This window comes from Halopseudomonas sp., from assembly GCF_041579695.1.
Taxonomy (GTDB): Bacteria; Pseudomonadota; Gammaproteobacteria; order Pseudomonadales; family Pseudomonadaceae; genus Halopseudomonas.
This window is the reverse complement of sequence record NZ_JBFGFI010000015.1, coordinates 1-17,669: the sequence shown is the minus strand read 5'-3', so window position 1 is coordinate 17,669 and position 17,669 is coordinate 1. Positions and strand designations below refer to the sequence as shown.

General features: G+C 59.0%; 16 protein-coding genes. 14 read left to right on the top strand and 2 right to left on the bottom strand.

Annotated features, from left to right (window positions below):
* Nucleotides 1–5: 5 nt before the first annotated feature.
* From serC to pyrF, 10 genes are all read left to right on the top strand, one after another.
* A complete protein-coding gene (serC, locus tag ABYA88_RS05325; protein ID WP_373185933.1) occupies nucleotides 6–1,091 on the top strand; it encodes a 3-phosphoserine/phosphohydroxythreonine transaminase in 1,086 nt (361 codons plus the stop codon).
* Between the two features lie 5 nt (nucleotides 1,092–1,096).
* A complete protein-coding gene (gene pheA / locus ABYA88_RS05320) occupies nucleotides 1,097–2,194 on the top strand; it encodes a prephenate dehydratase (protein WP_373185932.1) in 1,098 nt (365 codons plus the stop codon).
* Nucleotides 2,195–2,285: 91 nt separating this feature from the next.
* Nucleotides 2,286–3,398, top strand: a complete 1,113-nt coding sequence (gene hisC / locus ABYA88_RS05315) for a histidinol-phosphate transaminase (protein WP_373185931.1) — start codon at nucleotides 2,286–2,288, stop codon at nucleotides 3,396–3,398.
* The gene (locus tag ABYA88_RS05310) at nucleotides 3,391–5,634 is read left to right on the top strand and encodes a bifunctional prephenate dehydrogenase/3-phosphoshikimate 1-carboxyvinyltransferase (RefSeq protein WP_373185930.1); all 2,244 of its coding nucleotides are present in this window, start codon (nucleotides 3,391–3,393) and stop codon (nucleotides 5,632–5,634) included. Before hisC ends, ABYA88_RS05310 begins: the two co-directional genes overlap by 8 nt.
* The gene (gene cmk / locus ABYA88_RS05305; RefSeq protein ID WP_373185929.1) at nucleotides 5,631–6,323 is read left to right on the top strand and encodes a (d)CMP kinase; all 693 of its coding nucleotides are present in this window, start codon (nucleotides 5,631–5,633) and stop codon (nucleotides 6,321–6,323) included. Before ABYA88_RS05310 ends, cmk begins: the two co-directional genes overlap by 4 nt.
* Before the next feature lie 156 nt (nucleotides 6,324–6,479).
* Nucleotides 6,480–8,162 (top strand): 30S ribosomal protein S1, encoded by a 1,683-nt coding sequence (gene rpsA / locus ABYA88_RS05300; protein ID WP_373185928.1) that lies wholly within the window; start codon nucleotides 6,480–6,482, stop codon nucleotides 8,160–8,162.
* Nucleotides 8,163–8,298: 136 nt separating this feature from the next.
* The gene (ihfB, locus tag ABYA88_RS05295) at nucleotides 8,299–8,592 is read left to right on the top strand and encodes an integration host factor subunit beta (RefSeq protein ID WP_150277390.1); all 294 of its coding nucleotides are present in this window, start codon (nucleotides 8,299–8,301) and stop codon (nucleotides 8,590–8,592) included.
* Nucleotides 8,593–8,659: 67 nt separating this feature from the next.
* Complete coding sequence (locus ABYA88_RS05290; RefSeq protein WP_373185927.1) at nucleotides 8,660–8,959, top strand: lipopolysaccharide assembly protein LapA domain-containing protein; 300 nt, start codon at nucleotides 8,660–8,662, stop codon at nucleotides 8,957–8,959.
* 5 nt (nucleotides 8,960–8,964) lie between these two features.
* Entirely contained in the window at nucleotides 8,965–10,140 is a 1,176-nt protein-coding gene (lapB, locus tag ABYA88_RS05285; protein WP_373185926.1) for a lipopolysaccharide assembly protein LapB, read from the top strand.
* Between the two features lie 34 nt (nucleotides 10,141–10,174).
* A complete protein-coding gene (gene pyrF / locus ABYA88_RS05280; protein ID WP_373185925.1) occupies nucleotides 10,175–10,876 on the top strand; it encodes an orotidine-5'-phosphate decarboxylase in 702 nt (233 codons plus the stop codon).
* A gap of 24 nt (nucleotides 10,877–10,900) precedes the next feature.
* On the opposite strand, the gene ABYA88_RS05275 is transcribed toward pyrF, so the two are convergent.
* Nucleotides 10,901–11,770: a DUF6279 family lipoprotein gene (locus ABYA88_RS05275; RefSeq protein WP_373185924.1), complete on the bottom strand. Its 870-nt coding sequence runs from the start codon at nucleotides 11,768–11,770 to the stop codon at nucleotides 10,901–10,903.
* A gap of 95 nt (nucleotides 11,771–11,865) precedes the next feature.
* Nucleotides 11,866–12,375: an anti-virulence regulator CigR family protein gene (locus ABYA88_RS05270; RefSeq protein ID WP_373185923.1), complete on the bottom strand. Its 510-nt coding sequence runs from the start codon at nucleotides 12,373–12,375 to the stop codon at nucleotides 11,866–11,868.
* A 403-nt stretch (nucleotides 12,376–12,778) separates the two neighbouring features.
* On the opposite strand from ABYA88_RS05270, the gene ABYA88_RS05265 reads away from it, so the two are divergent.
* From ABYA88_RS05265 to ABYA88_RS05250, 4 genes are all read left to right on the top strand, one after another.
* The gene (locus ABYA88_RS05265; RefSeq protein ID WP_373185922.1) at nucleotides 12,779–14,206 is read left to right on the top strand and encodes an MFS transporter; all 1,428 of its coding nucleotides are present in this window, start codon (nucleotides 12,779–12,781) and stop codon (nucleotides 14,204–14,206) included.
* A 130-nt stretch (nucleotides 14,207–14,336) separates the two neighbouring features.
* Nucleotides 14,337–16,214: an MFS transporter gene (locus ABYA88_RS05260; protein WP_373185921.1), complete on the top strand. Its 1,878-nt coding sequence runs from the start codon at nucleotides 14,337–14,339 to the stop codon at nucleotides 16,212–16,214.
* The gene (locus ABYA88_RS05255; RefSeq protein WP_373185920.1) at nucleotides 16,211–17,188 is read left to right on the top strand and encodes a DUF2157 domain-containing protein; all 978 of its coding nucleotides are present in this window, start codon (nucleotides 16,211–16,213) and stop codon (nucleotides 17,186–17,188) included. The genes ABYA88_RS05260 and ABYA88_RS05255 overlap by 4 nt, the downstream gene beginning before the upstream one ends.
* The coding region (locus tag ABYA88_RS05250) for a DUF4401 domain-containing protein (RefSeq protein ID WP_373185919.1) at nucleotides 17,185–17,669 on the top strand (485 nt) is incomplete at its 3' end. The genes ABYA88_RS05255 and ABYA88_RS05250, both read left to right, overlap by 4 nt.

Here is a 17,669-nt window from a genome sequence, read left to right as displayed (position 1 = left end):
CTGACGTGAGCAAGCGACTGTTCAATTTCTGCGCTGGCCCGGCCGCGCTGCCCGAAGCCGTGCTGAAGCAGGCGCAGGCCGAATTGCTCGACTGGCATGGCAAGGGCCTCTCCGTGATGGAGATGAGCCATCGCAGCGAGGAGTTCACCAGCGTGGCGGAGACTGCCGAGCAGGATCTGCGGGACTTGCTGAGCATTCCCGAAGATTACCGGGTGCTGTTTTTGCAGGGCGGGGCGAGCCAGCAATTTGCGCAGATTCCGCTGAACTTCATGCCCGAAGGCGGCAGTGCCGATTACATTGATACCGGCATCTGGTCTGCCAAGGCGATCGAGGAAGCGTCACGTTACGGACACGTCAATGTGGCTGCCAGCGCGAAGGCGCATGATTACTTTGCTATCCCGGGGCAGAACGACTGGGATCTGTCCGATGCTGCGTCCTACGTGCACTACACGCCCAACGAAACCATCGGCGGGCTCGAGTTCGGCTGGATTCCGCAGGTGGGTGACAAGCCGCTGATTGCAGACATGTCCTCGACGATCCTGTCACGACCGCTGGACGTCTCCAAGTTCGGCATGATCTATGCCGGCGCTCAGAAAAATATCGGTCCCAGCGGCCTGGTCGTGGTGATCGTGCGCGAAGATATGCTGGGCGAAGCACGTTCCAGTTGCCCGACCATGCTCGATTACGCGATAGCGGCGAAGAACGGTTCGATGTACAACACGCCGCCCACTTTTGGCTGGTATCTGGCGGGCCTGATCTTCAAGTGGCTCAAGGAGCAGGGCGGTCTGGAGGCGATGGAGCGAATCAACAACGCCAAGCAGCACTCGCTGTATCAGGCTATCGATACCAGCGAGCTGTACAGCAACCCGATCAATCCGGCGGACCGCTCATGGATGAACGTGCCCTTCCGGTTGGCTGATGACCGTCTGGACAAGCCGTTTCTCAAGGGTGCTGAAGAGCGCGGCCTGCTCAATCTGAAGGGCCACCGCTCTGTCGGTGGCATGCGTGCTTCGATTTACAACGCCGTTTCCCAGGAAGCGGTCGATGCGCTGGTGGCCTATATGGCCGAGTTCGAAAAGCAACAGGGCTGATTGGCATGTCTGACGAAGACCAACTCAAGGCGCTGCGCAAGCGCATCGATTCACTGGACGAGAAGATTCTCGACCTGATCAGCGAGCGCGCCCACTGCGCGCAAACGGTGGCTCAGGTCAAGCAGAAGTCACTGCCCGCCGGCAGCGAGCCGGTGTTCTATCGTCCGGAACGCGAAGCCTGGGTGCTCAAGCACATCATGGAATTGAACAAGGGTCCGCTGGACAACGAGGAGATGGCCCGGCTGTTCCGTGAGATCATGTCTGCCTGCCTGGCGTTGGAGCAGCCGCTCAAGGTCGCTTATCTGGGGCCGGAAGGTACCTTTACCCAGGCGGCGGCAATCAAGCATTTCGGTCACTCGGTGATCAGCGTGCCGATGGCGGCGATCGACGAAATATTCCGCGAAGTGGCCGCAGGTGCGGTGCAGTTCGGTGTGGTGCCGGTGGAGAATTCCACCGAAGGCGCTATCAACCATACGCTGGACAGTTTTCTCGAGCACGACATGGTCATCTGTGGCGAGGTGGAGCTGCGTATTCACCATCACCTGTTGATCGGCGAGAACACCAAGACCGACAAGATTTCCCGGGTGTATTCCCACGCTCAATCTCTCGCGCAGTGTCGCAAATGGCTCGACGCGCACTACCCGAACGTCGAGCGTGTGGCGGTTTCCAGCAATGCTGAGGCTGCCAAGCGAGTCAAGGGTGAGTGGAATTCTGCTGCGATTGCCGGCGATATGGCCTGTGAGCTCTACGGGTTGAGCAAGATTGCCGAGAAGATTGAGGACCGGCCGGACAACTCGACGCGTTTTCTGATCATTGGCAGCCAGATGGTCCCGCCAACCGGCGACGACAAGACCTCGGTGATTGTCTCCATGCGCAACAAGCCGGGCGCACTGCACCATCTACTCCAGCCGTTCCACAACAACGGCGTTGACCTGTCGCGGATCGAAACCAGGCCCTCACGCAGCGGCAAATGGACCTACGTCTTCTTCATCGACTTCTTCGGTCACCAGCACGACCCGTTGATCAAGGATGCGCTGGAGAAGATCAATGACGAGTCCGTCGCGCTCAAGGTGCTGGGGTCGTATCCCAAGGCGGTACTCTGAATCCATAGCAATGAGCTACAAGCCGCAAGCTGCAAGTAATGGCAGCGCGATAAGGCTTGTGGCTTGCAGCTTATAGCTTGAGGCGTGTCTCATGACCTGCGATTTCCTTGCCCTGGCGCAGCCAGGCGTGCAAAAGCTGTCCCCCTATGTGCCAGGCAAGCCGGTAGAAGAGTTGGCCCGTGAATTCGGGCTCAATCCCGCAGATATCGTCAAGCTGGCAAGCAACGAGAACCCGCTCGGCCCCAGTCCCAGGGCCATAGCTGCGATTCAGGCAGCACTGCCGGAAATGACCCGTTACCCGGACGGTAATGGCTTTGCGCTGAAACAGGCGCTTTCCGCCCGTCTGGCGGTGAGTCCGGCGATGATCACCCTCGGCAATGGCTCCAACGATATCCTCGAGCTGGTCACGCGCGCCTTCGTAGGTCCGCAGCACGAAGTGGTCTTCAGTGAGCATGCCTTCGCGGTCTATCCGATCGTCACCCAGGCGGTGGGCGCTCGCGCAGTCGTGGTGCCGGCCAAGAACTGGGGGCATGACCTGGACGCGATGGCCGCTGCGGTTACCGTGGACACCCGTCTGGTATTCGTTGCCAACCCGAACAACCCGACCGGCACCTGGATCGAGCGGGGCGAGCTCGAGCGCTTTCTTGCCCGTGTACCGGAGCAGGTGATTGTTGTGCTCGATGAGGCCTATACCGAGTATGTCGAAACCACCGACGTACCCAACGGCCTGGATTATCTGAGTCAGTATCCCAATCTGCTGGTGTCACGGACCTTTTCCAAGGCTTATGGTCTCGCCGCACTACGCGTGGGCTACGGTATCTGCCAGCCGGCGATAGCCGATGCGATGAACCGGGTTCGTCAGCCTTTCAATGTCAACAGCCTGGCCCAGGCAGCCGCACTGGCGACTCTTGCGGATGATGCCTATCTGGCTGAAAGCCGGCGGGTCAATCGCGAGGGCATGGCCCAGCTCGAGGCGGGCTTTGCTGCGCTGAAGCTGCAATGGATTCCCTCGCGCGGCAACTTTATCGCAGTGGATCTGGGGCGTGAGGCGGGACCGGTGTTTCAGAGCCTGTTGCGCCAAGGCGTGATTGTGCGCCCGGTCGCCAATTACGGCATGCCTGATCACCTGCGAGTGTCCATCGGCTTGCCGGAGGAAAATCAGCGCTTGCTTGATGTGCTGAAGCAGGCCCTGTTGAATGAGTAATCGCGATCAACTGTCATATGCTGCGGGCACAATCGGGCGCGTGGCTATCATTGGCCTGGGTCTGATCGGCGGGTCCTTTGCCAAGGGCGTGCGTGAGGCGAATCTGTGTGGGGAAGTCATCGGTTATGACCCCGACCCTCTGACCTGCAATCTGGCGGTCCCGCTGGGCGTGGTCGACAGCATGGCCGGCAGTCTGGAAGAAGCCGTATCCGGTGCTGACCTGATCATGCTGGCGGTTCCTATCCTGGCGATGGAGAAAGTGCTCACGCAGTTGGCGGAACTGGATCTCGGGTCTGCGGTCATTACCGACGTCGGCAGCACCAAGGGTGCGGTGGTAGAGGCAGTGGCCAGGGCCTTTGGCCAGGTGCCGGCGTGTTTTGTGCCGGGGCATCCGATCGCCGGGTCCGAGCGTAGTGGTGTCGAAGCGGCGAACACAACGTTGTTTCAGCGACACAAGGTCATTCTGACGCCGCTGGAGCAGACGGATCCGCAGGCGCTGGCGAAGGTCAGTGAGCTCTGGCAGGCGCTGGGCGCTGACGTTGAGCATATGGCGCTCGCCGACCACGATGAAGTGCTGGCGGCGACCAGCCATCTGCCCCATCTGCTGGCGTTCTCGCTGGTGGACACGCTGGCGTCGCGCAGCGAGAACCTTGAGATTTTTCGCTACGCGGCTGGCGGGTTTCGTGACTTCACCCGGATTGCCGCCAGTGACCCGACGATGTGGCGGGATATCTTCCTAGCTAATCAGGGCGCGGTACTGCGTAGTCTGGATGCCTTTACCCGGGATCTGGACCGATTGCGCTCGGCAATAGAAGAGGGGGATGCCAAGGCATTACTGGGCGTCTTTACCCGGGCCAAATCGGCCCGCGAACATTTCAGCAATATTCTGGCCCGCAGGGCCTATGTGGAACCTATGCAGACTCAAATCGTGAATTTCATCGCCAGTCCCGGCGGATGCGTGCAGGGCACGATCCGCGTACCGGGTGACAAATCCATTTCCCACCGTTCGATCATGCTTGGTTCGCTGGCCGAGGGTATTACTCAGGTCGAGGGCTTTCTTGAGGGAGAGGACAGCCTGGCCACGCTTCAGGCGTTTCGCGACATGGGAGTGGTTATCGAAGGTCCGCACCACGGCCGCGTAACGATCAACGGCGTTGGCCTGCATGGCCTGCAGGCACCGCCCGGTCCGCTGTATGTGGGTAACTCGGGTACCTCGATGCGCCTGCTTTCAGGCTTGCTCGCAGGGCAGCAGTTCGACAGCGTGCTGACCGGCGACATTTCCCTGTCCAATCGTCCGATGGGTCGGGTAGCCAAGCCGTTGCGGGAAATGGGAGCGCGCATCGAGACCGGTGAAGACGGTCGTCCGCCGCTGCATATTCAGGGCGACAGCCGTCTGGTAGGCATGGATTACAGCATGCCTATGGCCAGCGCCCAGGTTAAATCCTGCCTGCTGCTCGCCGGGCTGTATGCCTCGGGCAGTACCTCGGTGATCGAGCCGGCCCCCACCCGCGACCATACCGAGCGAATGCTCAAGGGCTTCGGCTATCCGGTTTTGGTCGAGGGAGCGAAAGTCACCATCGAGCCGGGTCACAAGCTGACCGCATGCAAGATCGACGTGCCGGCTGATATTTCATCGGCGGCTTTTTTCATGGTGGCAGCAAGCATTGCCGAAGGCTCGAACCTGCTTCTGGAGCATGTCGGTATCAACCCGACCCGCATCGGTGTGATCAATATCCTGCGCGAGATGGGTGGCGATATCACTCTGGAGAGCGAGCGCGAAGTGGGCGGCGAACCCGTCGCCGATATCCGGATTCGCCACGCGGCGCTCAAGGGGATCGATATCCCGGTCGACCAGGTACCCCTGGCGATCGACGAGTTCCCCGTGTTGTTCATAGCGGCGGCCTGCGCCGAGGGCCGCACGATCCTGCGCGGCGCGGAGGAGCTTCGGGTCAAGGAGTCCGATCGTATCCAGGTCATGGCCGACGGATTGCAGACGCTGGGCATCCACGCGGAGCCGACACATGACGGCATTGTCATCGATGGCGGCCAGATGCAGGGCGGTGCAGTCGAAAGCCATGGTGATCACCGTATTGCAATGGCATTCAGCGTCGCTTCGCTGCGTGCGCTGCATGACATACATATCAACGATTGCGCCAATGTGGCGACATCATTCCCGGGCTTTGTGGAGCTGGCCAGTTCGGTCGGCATCATGGTCCGGCTGGAGGAGAGCGCGTGACAGATCAAGCCATACCGGTCATCACCATCGACGGGCCCGGCGGGTCCGGCAAAGGCACGATTGCAGGCTTGCTGGCCGCCAGGCTCGGCTGGAATCTACTGGATTCCGGCGCCCTTTACCGGTTGCTGGCCTTTGCTGCGCAGAATCACGGGGTGGATCTCACCAATGAGGAGGCGCTCAAGACCATGGCAGCGCACCTCGACGTGCAATTTCTGGCCGATAACGGCAACCGGGAGCAACGCATCATCCTCGAGGGCGAGGAGGTAACGCGCGCAATACGGACCGAATCCATGGGAACCGGTGCTTCCCAGGTGGCCTCGATTCCGGTTGTTCGGGATGCGTTGCTGCAGCGTCAGCAGGCGTTCCGCGAGGCGCCAGGCCTGGTTGCCGACGGCCGTGATATGGGTACGGTCGTGTTTGCCGATGCCGATCTGAAAATCTTTCTGACCGCCAGCCCGCATATCCGTGCCGAGCGGCGCTACAAGCAGTTGCTCGAAAAGGGCGAAGCTGCTAATCTGGCGAGTCTTCTCGATGAGATTCTGGCGCGTGACGAGCGCGATATGAATCGCAGCGTGGCGCCTTTGCGTCCGGCTGACGATGCAATCGTTCTTGATTCGACCAGCCTGTCGATTGAAGAAGTACTTGAAACCGTTCTGTCGGAGGCGCGCAAGCGCGACCTGCAGAGCTGATCAGGACATCCGCTGCCGGAAAACCAGCCTGGCCGGCAACGGACATTTAATAATCAACCCACATCAGCTGGTGATGTGGCGGGTATGTCGGCTGCAGGGCGCGCGAAGCAAGCGGCCAGGCGGTTACTGCCTTTATAACCATTTACAGGATTCCAAATGAGCGAAAGCTTTGCCGAACTTTTTGAAGAAAGTCTAGAAAACCTCGACATGCAGCCGGGTTCGATCATCACCGGTATCATCGTGGACATCGACTCCGATTGGGTCACCGTTCATGCTGGCTTGAAGTCCGAAGGTGTCATCCCCCGTGAGCAGTTCCTGAACGATCAGGGCGAGCTGACGGTCAATGTGGGTGATGAGGTTCACGTTGCACTGGAAGCCGTTGAAGACGGTTTCGGTGAAACTAAACTGTCCCGCGAGAAGGCCAAGCGTGCCGAATCCTGGAAAGTCCTCGAAGCAGCTTTCGCCGCAGAAGAAATCGTCAAGGGTGTTATCAACGGCAAGGTCAAAGGTGGCTTTACCGTCGACGTCAACACTATCCGCGCGTTCCTGCCAGGCTCGCTGGTCGATGTCCGCCCTGTGCGCGACACCACGCACCTGGAAGGCAAGGAACTGGAATTCAAGGTCATCAAGCTTGACCAGAAGCGCAACAACGTTGTTGTTTCCCGCCGCGCCGTCCTCGAAGCCGAGAACAGTGCCGAGCGTGAAGCCCTGCTGGAAACCCTGCAGGAAGGCCAGGTTGTCAAAGGTATCGTCAAGAACCTCACAGATTACGGCGCATTCGTCGATCTGGGCGGCGTAGACGGCCTGCTGCACATCACCGACATGGCGTGGAAGCGTATCAAGCATCCTTCCGAGATCGTCAACGTTGGCGACGAGATCGACGTCAAGGTGCTGAAATTCGACCGCGAGCGCAACCGCGTCTCCCTGGGTCTGAAGCAGCTGGGTGAAGATCCATGGGTCGCCATCACCGGTCGTTACCCTGAAGGTACTCGTGTTACCGCCAAGGTCACCAACCTCACCGACTACGGCTGCTTTGCCGAGCTGGAAGAGGGCGTTGAAGGTCTGGTACACGTATCCGAAATGGATTGGACCAACAAGAACATCCATCCTTCCAAGGTCGTTCAGGTAGGCGACGAAGTGGAAGTCATGGTTCTGGACATCGACGAAGACCGTCGTCGTATCTCCCTGGGCATCAAGCAGTGCAAGATGAACCCGTGGGAAGAGTTCTCCAGTAAGTTCAACAAGGGCGACAAGATTTCCGGCTCGATCAAGTCGATTACCGATTTCGGTATCTTCATTGGTCTGGACGGCGGCATCGACGGTCTGGTTCACCTGTCCGACATCTCCTGGAACGAAGCTGGCGAAGAAGCCGTACGCCGTTTCAAGAAGGGCGACGAGATCGAGACTGTCATCCTGTCGGTTGATCCGGAGCGTGAGCGTATCTCCCTGGGTATCAAGCAGCTGGAAGACGATCCGTTCTCCAACTTCGCTTCCCTGAACGAGAAGGGCACCATCCTCAACGGTATCGTCAAGGAAGTTGACGCCAAGGGCGCCATCATCACCCTGGCCGAGGAAATCGAAGGCACACTGAAAGCCTCCGAAATCAGCCGTGATCGCGTTGAAGATGCACGTAACGTTCTGAACGTCGGCGACGAAGTCGAGGCCAAGATCATCAGTATTGATCGCAAGAGCCGCGTGATCAGCCTGTCGATCAAGGCGAAGGATGTTGAAGACGAGAAAGAGGCGATCCAGGGTCTGCGTCAGCAGGAAATGGCCGCTTCCGGTCCGACCACCATCGGTGATCTGATCAAGCAGCAGATGGAAAACAAGGGCAACTAAGCCTTTGCGATCCAGCAGAAAAAGGGCGACTTCGGTCGCCCTTTTTTGTGCCTGAGTGCTTGTAGCTTGCGGCTTCCTGCCAAGCGTGTTAAAACCGATAAAAATAGATCTAGCCGCTTGATAAAAAAGGAAAATCATGACCAAGTCGGAGTTGATCGAGCGCATAGTCGAGCAACAGGGGCAGTTATCAGCCAAGGATGTCGAGTTGGCGATCAAGACCATGCTGGAACACATGTCGCAGGCGCTGGCGACCGGGGAGCGGATCGAGATCCGCGGTTTCGGCAGCTTCTCTTTGCATTACCGGGCGCCGCGAGTGGGACGCAACCCCAAAACAGGCGACTCGGTAGAGCTGGACGGTAAGTACGTGCCGCATTTCAAGCCCGGCAAGGAACTGCGTGACCGGGTCAACGAGTCACTGCAGATGGCGTGAAGCGGTATCTCCGGCGCTCGGCACTGCGCTATACTGCCCAGACACGAATGGACTGGAGTGGTGTGGTATGCAATGGCTGAAGCGCGCAGTGCTAATTATCTTCCTCTTGCTAGTCGCACTGGCAACTCTGGATTTTGTTCTGGAAAATCAACAGAGCACTCAGCTCCAGTTTCTTGAGCTGCAGTCTCCGGCAATGCCTCTTTCCCTGTTTGTCGTGGTTGCCTTTATCCTCGGAAGTCTGCTCGGCGTTTTAATTGGCTGGCTTATTACGACGCGCCTGCGCCTGAAACTGATGGTGCAGAGCAATGAGCTGAACCGCTATCGCAAGGAAATCGACAAGCTTCGTACCCAGGCAATCAAAGGCTGATATTCATGCAGGAACTGATGTTCCTCGGACTGTTCGTGCTGGCGCTCGGTATAGGCTGGTTTCTCGGCCGCCGGGAAGCGATCAAGGTCGGTTTCATGGTTCAGCCCCACGGCAGCGCACTGGACCGACAATACTTTATCGGACTGAACTACCTCCTTAACGAGCAGCCGGACGAAGCGATCGAAACCTTCATCCGGGCCCTGGAAGTGAACCCGGAAACCGTCGAGACGCATATCGCCATTGGCAAGTTGTTCTGCCAGCGCGGCGATGTGGAGCGGGCGATCAAAGTCCATCAGAACCTGCTTGCGCGGCCCAACCTCAGTCGGCTGCAGGCGGACAATGTGCAACTGGAACTGGCCCGCGACTACCTGGCGGTGGGAATGCACAACCGCTCGGAGCGCCTGCTGGAAGAGCTGGTAGACAATGGCTCTCCGTTGCGCGCCGAAGCGCTGGTAGATCTGGTCAAGGTATACGAACGCGAGCATGAGTGGGCGCAGGCGACCGTGGTTGGTGAAAAGCTGGTACGTGAGCGCCCGGATTTCGCCATCACCCTGTCGCACTACTATTGCGAGATGGCCCGGCAGCCTCTCGGCCAGCAAGAGCAGGCACAGGCGCGCAAGCATCTACAGGATGCGCTGCGGGCAGACCCAGGGTGTATCCGGGCCATCCTGATGCTGGCAGAGCTCGAGCAGGGCCTGGGGCGATACAAGGATGCTGGCGGCTGGTTGCAGCGCCTCGCCGGCACAGACGCAGATATGGTGCCCGAAGCCTTGCCGCTGGTACGTCGCAGCGCCGATAATGGCGCGCTGGATTTTGGCGATTATCTGGATTCGGCAATCGCGAACGGTCCGCCGTTGATCGATACAGTGCTTGCCCGGGCCGATGAAATGCGCGCCAACAGCAGTATCGGTGACGTCAGCCGGTTTGTGCTGCAGCATATACAGAATCAGCCTTCGCTGCGGGGGCTTATGTATCTTATCGACCTGCATCTGGATCATGTGGAGGGCAAGGGCAGGGAGAACCTGCTCATCCTGCGTGGGGTCGTTGAAGCGCTGGTTCGGGCGAAGCACCGTTACCGCTGCACATCCTGCGGGTTCATGGCCAAGCGCCTGCACTGGCAGTGTCCGACGTGTCATGGCTGGTCGACCATCAGGCCGCTAAAGGGTCGCGAGACGGCCTGAAACTATCAATATTTTCTACAGGATAGGTAAATACATGCCCTGCGATACCCCGGTAATAGTTGCCCTGGATTTTCCCGAAGCCTCTTCAGCCATCGCGCTGGCCGACCAGCTCGACCCAGCGCAGTGCCGGCTAAAGGTGGGCAAGGAGCTGTTTACCAGCAGCGGTCCGGCAGTCATCGATCAGTTGCATCAGCGCGGGTTCGAGGTCTTTCTGGACCTCAAGTTCCACGACATTCCCAATACCACGGCCAGTGCAGTCAGGGCCGCAGCGGAGCTTGGCGTCTGGATGGTCAACGTGCATGCCGGCGGCGGTCGGCGGATGATGCAGGCATGCGCTGAAACGTTGCATGCCAGACAGGGCCTCAGACCCCTGTTGATAGCGGTTACTGTGCTGACCAGTCTGGAGCAGGAGGACCTGCAGGAAGTCGGCGTGGATATCGAGCCGATGGTGCAGGTTCAGCGGCTTGGACGTCTGGCGCAGGATTGCGGTCTCGATGGGCTGGTTTGCTCTGCCCGCGAATCGCGTGCGCTCCGCGCTGCGCTGGGTGATGAGCTTTTGCTGGTGACACCGGGTATCCGCCCTGCCGAAGCCAGTGCAGACGACCAGAAGCGGATCGTTACACCCGCCCAGGCGATGACCAACGGCAGCAGTTATCTGGTCATAGGGCGGCCGATTACCCGGGCAGCCGAACCCGCCCTAGCGCTTGAAAAAATACTGGCCGAGCTGCAGGGTTAGGCGCCGCTCCGGGCAGGACAGGTGTCACGCTTCGGAGCAACGCAACGCCTCGATGTCTGATCGCAGGCCATCGAAGCGAAGGGTCAGATGCGCCTTCTGTTTGCTGCTGGCCATTTTTACCAGATCCGCCGCGAGGCGCGTTCCATGCTCCCTGTTCGCGGCGGCAATGCGTTTGAAATCGGTGATCCAGTAGCGCTCCCGGTCAATCAGCAGCGAGATGATGCGCTCATCAAAATCGCTTTCGTCGCGGCTGGCCAATGCCTGCACGAATGCCTGCTGCCAGGCCTGTCGGTTCTGTAGCCAGATCCCGTTGTGCCCCTGCAGCTGTGCAGCCCAGTCCGAAAGGCGAGCATACTGTTGGCTGTTGAGCGGGCCGAGCCAGTCTTCCAGGCGTTCCTGCGCCCGCTCAATCCGTTCCTGATGCTGGGTGGTGAGATCGGGCTCGATGTATTTCTCTTCCAGTTCCCGGTGTTTTTCCTGCAGATTGATTGCCAGCTCTTTTACCTGACCGGCGTCAAGTTGACGCAGAAGACCAATAACGGTAGGGGCGGTTTCAAGCAGGAGTCGATCTGCCGCTGCTTCGACCTGGGGCAGACCCTCCACCAGCATTGACGCGTCCAGGTGTGCGGCATCCAGAGTGGATTCGAGTTCATCCAGCAGGGGTAGGTAGCGGGGCAGTTCCGTGCTGCAATGCCAGGCCAGATGCTGTCTGGTTCGGGATGAGAGCCAGCGCTTCTGGTTGCGGTCCAGCGATACATAGTCATCGACTTTCCAGCCGATCAGCCAGTCGAGATTGTTGTAGGCCAGGCGGCTCGCACTGCAGCCAGCGAGAAGTAGAACGCTCGTGACCAGCAGGAGCGTCCTCCAGCGGGGGTATGGGTGATAGTTGAACATAATGATTCCTGTCTGCGCAGTTTCCAGGATATTACCTCCGGGCTGGCTGCGCATCGGGAATATGTGTCTTTTCCGGTCCGGGGCGTGGCTGGTTCCTATCGCAGAACGTTGGCAATAATGGCTTCGACAATACCAGTGGTAGCGTCGATCAGCACCGCATCAGTACCTACCTGGCGCCAGTCATAACCCGGGTAGCTCGGTAGGCGCGACTGCACACGACCGTCGAATTGCTTGGCAATTCCCGGAGGAAGCGGCTTGCCCCGCGCCAGATTCTTCTGGATGCCCGGTGGTAGCGAGCGCGCAGGCTCTATGTAGTCGCGCTGGTCGCGAAATATCTCGCGAATGACAGCTTCCTGAATGTCGATATCACGGCGGTCACGACTCTCGTAGCGATCATCGCGCTCGTAGTAGCGCTCATCGTTTCGCTCGTACCGGTCGTGATCCTTGTCGCCGCGATGCTCCTTGCTGGCATGTTGGGCATGTTTGCCTGGATGCTTATCAGGTTTGCCACGGTTCTCGGGTGGCTGGGCGCCGATGCCTGTGGAGCTTAGTCCAAGGGCGAGCATCAACGTGATAGCCGAAAGGCGGGTGGGGCAGTTTTTCATATCATTCTCCTGTTCCGAATTTGGACAACAAATTGGCTGTTGGGTTCCAAAATGAGTTGAACTCATCTCCGGAACGACTGTCTCCCGACGAAAAAGATGCATAAAGCAGCTGAATATGGCGCATCGCAATTTCTGATAGTGGCGCCAGGCTATGCCAGACGGGCGATCTGGACCGGCATGCTAGGCAATCCCAGGGCTAGACCGGATCAGTGGGTGACTGCTTGGTCGACTTTGGTTGTATTGCATCGCGTCTGCTCTAGAATCGGCAAGTAGACACAATTATCGCTCGATGGTGCGGCAGATGGATGAATTGCGCCAGAAGTAGCCAGGGTTCGGATAACAATAACAGGCCGGGCATCCCGTATTCGGGATTGAACCCGAGCCATCTCGGCGGGAGTGAAGTATGAGTCAAGACGGGATCTTGAAGCGCTCGACACTGATGATCCATGGGTCCATCGGTATGCCTCTGGCCATCATTGGCTATCCATTGGTCGTTTACCTGCCACCGTTCTATGCCGGTGAAATCGGCATGAACATGGGCCTGGTAGCGCTGGTACTGGTACTGGCACGTTTTTCCGATGTTTTAACCGACCCGCTGATCGGGACTATCAGCGACCGTTGGAATACCCGCTTTGGGCGCCGCAAGCCATGGATCTTTGCTGGCACACCACTGGTATTGATCGGTACGGTGATGCTGTTTATGCCGCCCGAAGGAGTCGGCGTTGGGCATCTGCTGTTCTGGACTGTGTTCATGTACCTGGGATGGACCATGGTGACTCTCCCCTATGGCGCCTGGGGCGCCGAGTTGTCGCCGCTTTATCACCAACGCAGCAGGGTGACAGCGTCCCGCGAAGGTTATGTGCTTATCGGTCTGTTTCTGGCGGCGCTGGCGCCCGCCATCATTCAGGCGATGGCCGGCCGGTTTGCCGAGGGGCATACCGATGGCTTCTTCATGCGTTTCATCATTTGGCTCCTGGGCACCGATGGTGAGCTCACCCGGGGGTATGGCCCGATTCTTGGCGGGATGGCCTGGTTGTTTATCCTCACCTTGCCGATCACCGTGTTCCTGGCACTGGCCTTTGTTCGCGAAGCGCCTCCGAAAACGGTACAAAAGACCGAGTGGAAAAAAGGCCTCAAAGTGCTCAAGTACAATGGCCCCTTCAAGCGCATGATGCTGATGCTGCTGATCGTGGTCACGGGTGAGTCCTTTCGTAATGCGCTGTCGGTATTCTTCATGCAGCACGTGCTGCAGATCCAGTCCTATATCGGTCTGATGTACCTGATCTACTTCGGTATCGGTATTCTCGGCATTCCTTTCTGGTTGATCCTCGGCAAGAAGATCGGCAAGCACAAGGCTTTCTGTGTGGCGGTTGCGGTATCCAGCGCAAGTATCCTCGGCATGTTCTTTCTACAGGCGGGGCAGGTGGTGCCATTTGCCATCATGTTTGCTCTCAAGGGCTTCTGTTTCGCGGCGTTCCAGTTTCTGCCGCTGGCCATGCTGGCCGATATCGTCGATCTGGATACAGCGCGCAGCAAGGAGCATCGGACCGGTCTGTTCTTCGCCATGTCCGGCATGGCGCAAAAGCTGGCCATGGCGCTCGGGCTGGGTCTGTCGTTGGGTTTGCTCTGGCTGGTCGGCTTTAACGCCCAGGCATCAGTCCACGACGACACTCAATTGATGGCCTTGCGTGTCCTGTACATTCTCGGGCCGGTGAGCTTGTACATGATTGCCTTTGCCATCGCCTGGAACTATCCGCTGACATCGGCGCGTCACGAGCGTATCCACCAGTGGATCCAGCGTCGCAATGTGCGCCTGGAGGTCCAGCCCTGAGGTAGAGCGCTTGGCCCGGTCGGTCGGTCGCCAGCGAGCGCCCGGGCTAAGCGCAACCGTATCCGCATGTGCCTTTGTTCCGTTATGCTGCCTCCAACAGGAAGGTCAGGCATAAAAGGATAGAGCCCGGATGGCACAGCAATCTCAGTTCAATCTGTTGGGAAAACGGCGTTTCCTGCCGTTTTTTCTGACGCAGTTCCTCGGTGCGTTCAACGACAATGTCTTCAAGCAGGCGCTTATCCTGGCGATTCTGTTCAAGATAAGCGTGCTTGCCGATCGCAACGTACTGATCAATCTCAGTGCCATGTTGTTTATCCTGCCGTTCTTTCTTTTTTCTGCGCTCGGTGGTCAATTTGGTGAGAAATTTGCCAAGGAGGCGCTGATCCGCATCATCAAGCTTGGCGAGATCGGCATCATGCTGGTCGGCGCAGCGGGCCTTCTACTGGGCAGTCTGCCGTTGCTACTGTTCGTGCTCTTTGCCATGGGTACCCAGTCGGCGCTGTTCGGCCCGGTAAAATACTCAATATTGCCGCAGCATCTGCAGCCGGACGAACTGATTGGCGGCAACGCGCTGGTCGAGATGGGTACCTTTCTGGCAATCCTCGGCGGCACGCTGTATGCGGGCCTGCTGATGTCAGGGGTTTCCTGGGCTGGCTGGGTCGCCGGCTCGGTGCTGATTCTGGCTACGCTTGGTTTTCTGGTCAGCCTCTGGATACCGCGGGCCCATGCTGCGATGCCGGATTTGAAGATCGACTGGAACATCTTCCGCCAGTCCTGGGCGATTCTGCACCTGGGACTGGTTAAGCAGGTGCCCTCGGTATCCCGCTCGCTGCTCGGCAACTCCTGGTTCTGGTTTCTCGGTGCGACTTATCTGACCCAGATTCCCGCGTTCGCCAAGGACTATCTGCATGGCGATGAGGGTGTGGTAACTCTCATTCTTACGGTTTTCTCGGTCGGGATCGCGACCGGCTCGCTGCTGTGCGAGCGCATGTCCGGGCGCAAGGTGGAAATCGGCCTGGTTCCTTTCGGCTCCCTGGGCCTGACCGTATTCGGTCTTCTGCTCTGGTGGAGCTCGACCGGGGTGCCGGCGGCTGCAGCGCCCTATGGCTGGCTGCAACTGATGACGCTGCCTTCGGCCTGGTGGGTGATGGGCTGTATTCTGGGTATCGGGGTGTTCGGCGGTTTCTACATCGTGCCGTTGTATGCGCTTATCCAGTCGCGAACCAGTGAGAATGAGCGGGCGCGGGTAATCGCCGCCAATAATATTCTCAATGCGCTACTGATGGTGCTTTCCGCGGTCACCGCGATTGTGCTGCTCACGGTAGCGGAGCTATCTATTCCGCAGCTGTTTCTGGTCATTTCGTTGATGAACGTGGCGGTCAGCGCTTACATCTACAGCATCGTGCCGGAATTCGGCATGCGTTTTCTGATCTGGTTGCTCGGGCATTCGCTGTATCGCGTGCGGCATGAGAATCTGGAGGCGATCCCGGAGGAGGGGCCTTGCCTGCTGGTATGCAATCACGTGTCCTTCGTCGATGCCATGCTGATTGGCGGCGCCGTCAGGCGACCGGTGCGGTTCGTCATGTACTACCGCATCTATGATCTGCCGGTGCTCAATTTTGTCTTTCGCACGGCGGGTGCGGTTCCGATTGCGCCAAGGGACGAAAATTCCGGTATATACGAAGCAGCGTTCAGACAGATTGCCGATTATCTGGATGCTGGCGAGGTGGTCTGTCTCTTTCCCGAGGGCAGGCTGACGGCCGACGGCGAAATGAACGAGTTCCGCAACGGCATAGCCAGAATCCTCGAGCACAACCCGGTGCCGGTGATCCCCATGGCGTTGCGGGGCCTGTGGGGCAGTTTCTTTAGCCGTGACCCGAACAAGGGATTCTTCCGCCGCTTCTGGTCCCGCGTGTGTCTTGTTGCCGGTGACCCGGTATCAGCGGGCGAGGCCACTGCCCCATTATTACAGCAGCGGGTGGCGGAGCTCAGGGGCGATGCGGCGTGAGTCGCAGCCTCAGACAGAACGAACAGATACTGGCCTGGGCCGAGGAGGGTCTGCTCACCAGCGAGCAGCTGTCCGCATTGGCCGCGCGGGCGTCGCTTTCGCCCGAGGAGCTGCACTGGCAGAAGCTGCTCGAGCGTGTGGCTACTGTCGCAGGCGTTGTGCTGCTCAGCGCGGGCGTGATCTTCTTCTTTGCCTGGAACTGGGCCGAGATGCATCGTTTCGCAAAATTCGCACTGGCCCTGGCTGGATTGACCGGCTTTGCGTTCCTAGCCGTCTTCGCCCGGCCCGGCTCAACGCTTTACCGCTCGGCCCTGCTGGGGTGTTGCATTGCCACAGGCGCGGTGCTGGCGTTGATCGGCCAGACGTACCAGACCGGTGCAGATGTCTGGCAGCTGTTTGCGATGTGGGCCGTGCTGATGATCCCGTGGGCCTGGCTTTCGGGCTCGGCAGCGAGCTGGGGCCTGTTCTGGGCAGTGGGCAACCTTGCGCTGCTGGCATTTTTCGCCCAGACACAATGGCGGGATCTGTTCTCAGGCCTGCAAGGCTATCAGATTTTGCTGGTGCTGGCGGTCAGCAATGGAGCTTTGCTGCTGGTATTCGAACTCCACGGTCGGATGTTGTTATTCAATCCCGGGCGGACCGTTCAGCGCCTGACTTGCCTGGGTGTGCTGGCCGCCCTTGGCTGTGGCGCCGCGGGCGCCTGGTGGGAATGGGCCTATACCCCGCTGGTGCCCATATTCCTGCTGGTAGCGGGAGGCATGCTGGTTTTCTATCACCAGCGACGCCGTGATCTACCGATCCTGTCAATGGTGCTGTTCTGGTTGATCGTGGTCGGCAGCTCGGGGCTCGTTCGTCTGACAGCTGAAGCAGACGCCATCTTTCTGCTGATTAACACGGTCGCACTGTTTGTTCTGGTCAGCAGCGCGCTGTCTGCGGTATGGCTCACCCGTCTGGCCCGGGAGCTGCAAGCATGAAGCGTGACTGGCTGAATGAACTGCTGGGGCAGCTTGGCGGGCATCTGGACCTTGAAGCCCGACAGCGCGAACAGCTGCTGGCAGGTTCGCAGGTCCCCTGGTGGCTGTCGGCGTTGCTTGGGCTGGCCGCCTGGATTTCTTCGCTATTTTTTATTCTGGCCTTCCTCGGACCCTGGCTGATGCTGATAGAGGGCACGGTCGGCCGGGGCGTTGCCGGTGTCTTGCTGATTCTGGCGGCGCTGTGGTTGTTCCGTCGCGGGCAACCCTTTGCCAATCAGATCGGTTTGGCGTTGTCACTCACAGGCCAGGGATTGTTGGTGTTTCTATTGACCGAAAGACTGAACATCACGCAGGACAATCTGCGCGCGCCGGCCCTGTTCTGCATGTTGCTGGCGGGAATTCTGCTCTGGTTGCCTTCATCCTTCCTGCATCGGCACGTCTGCGCGCTGCTGGTACTGACCGGCGCGGCAGTGCTGATGGG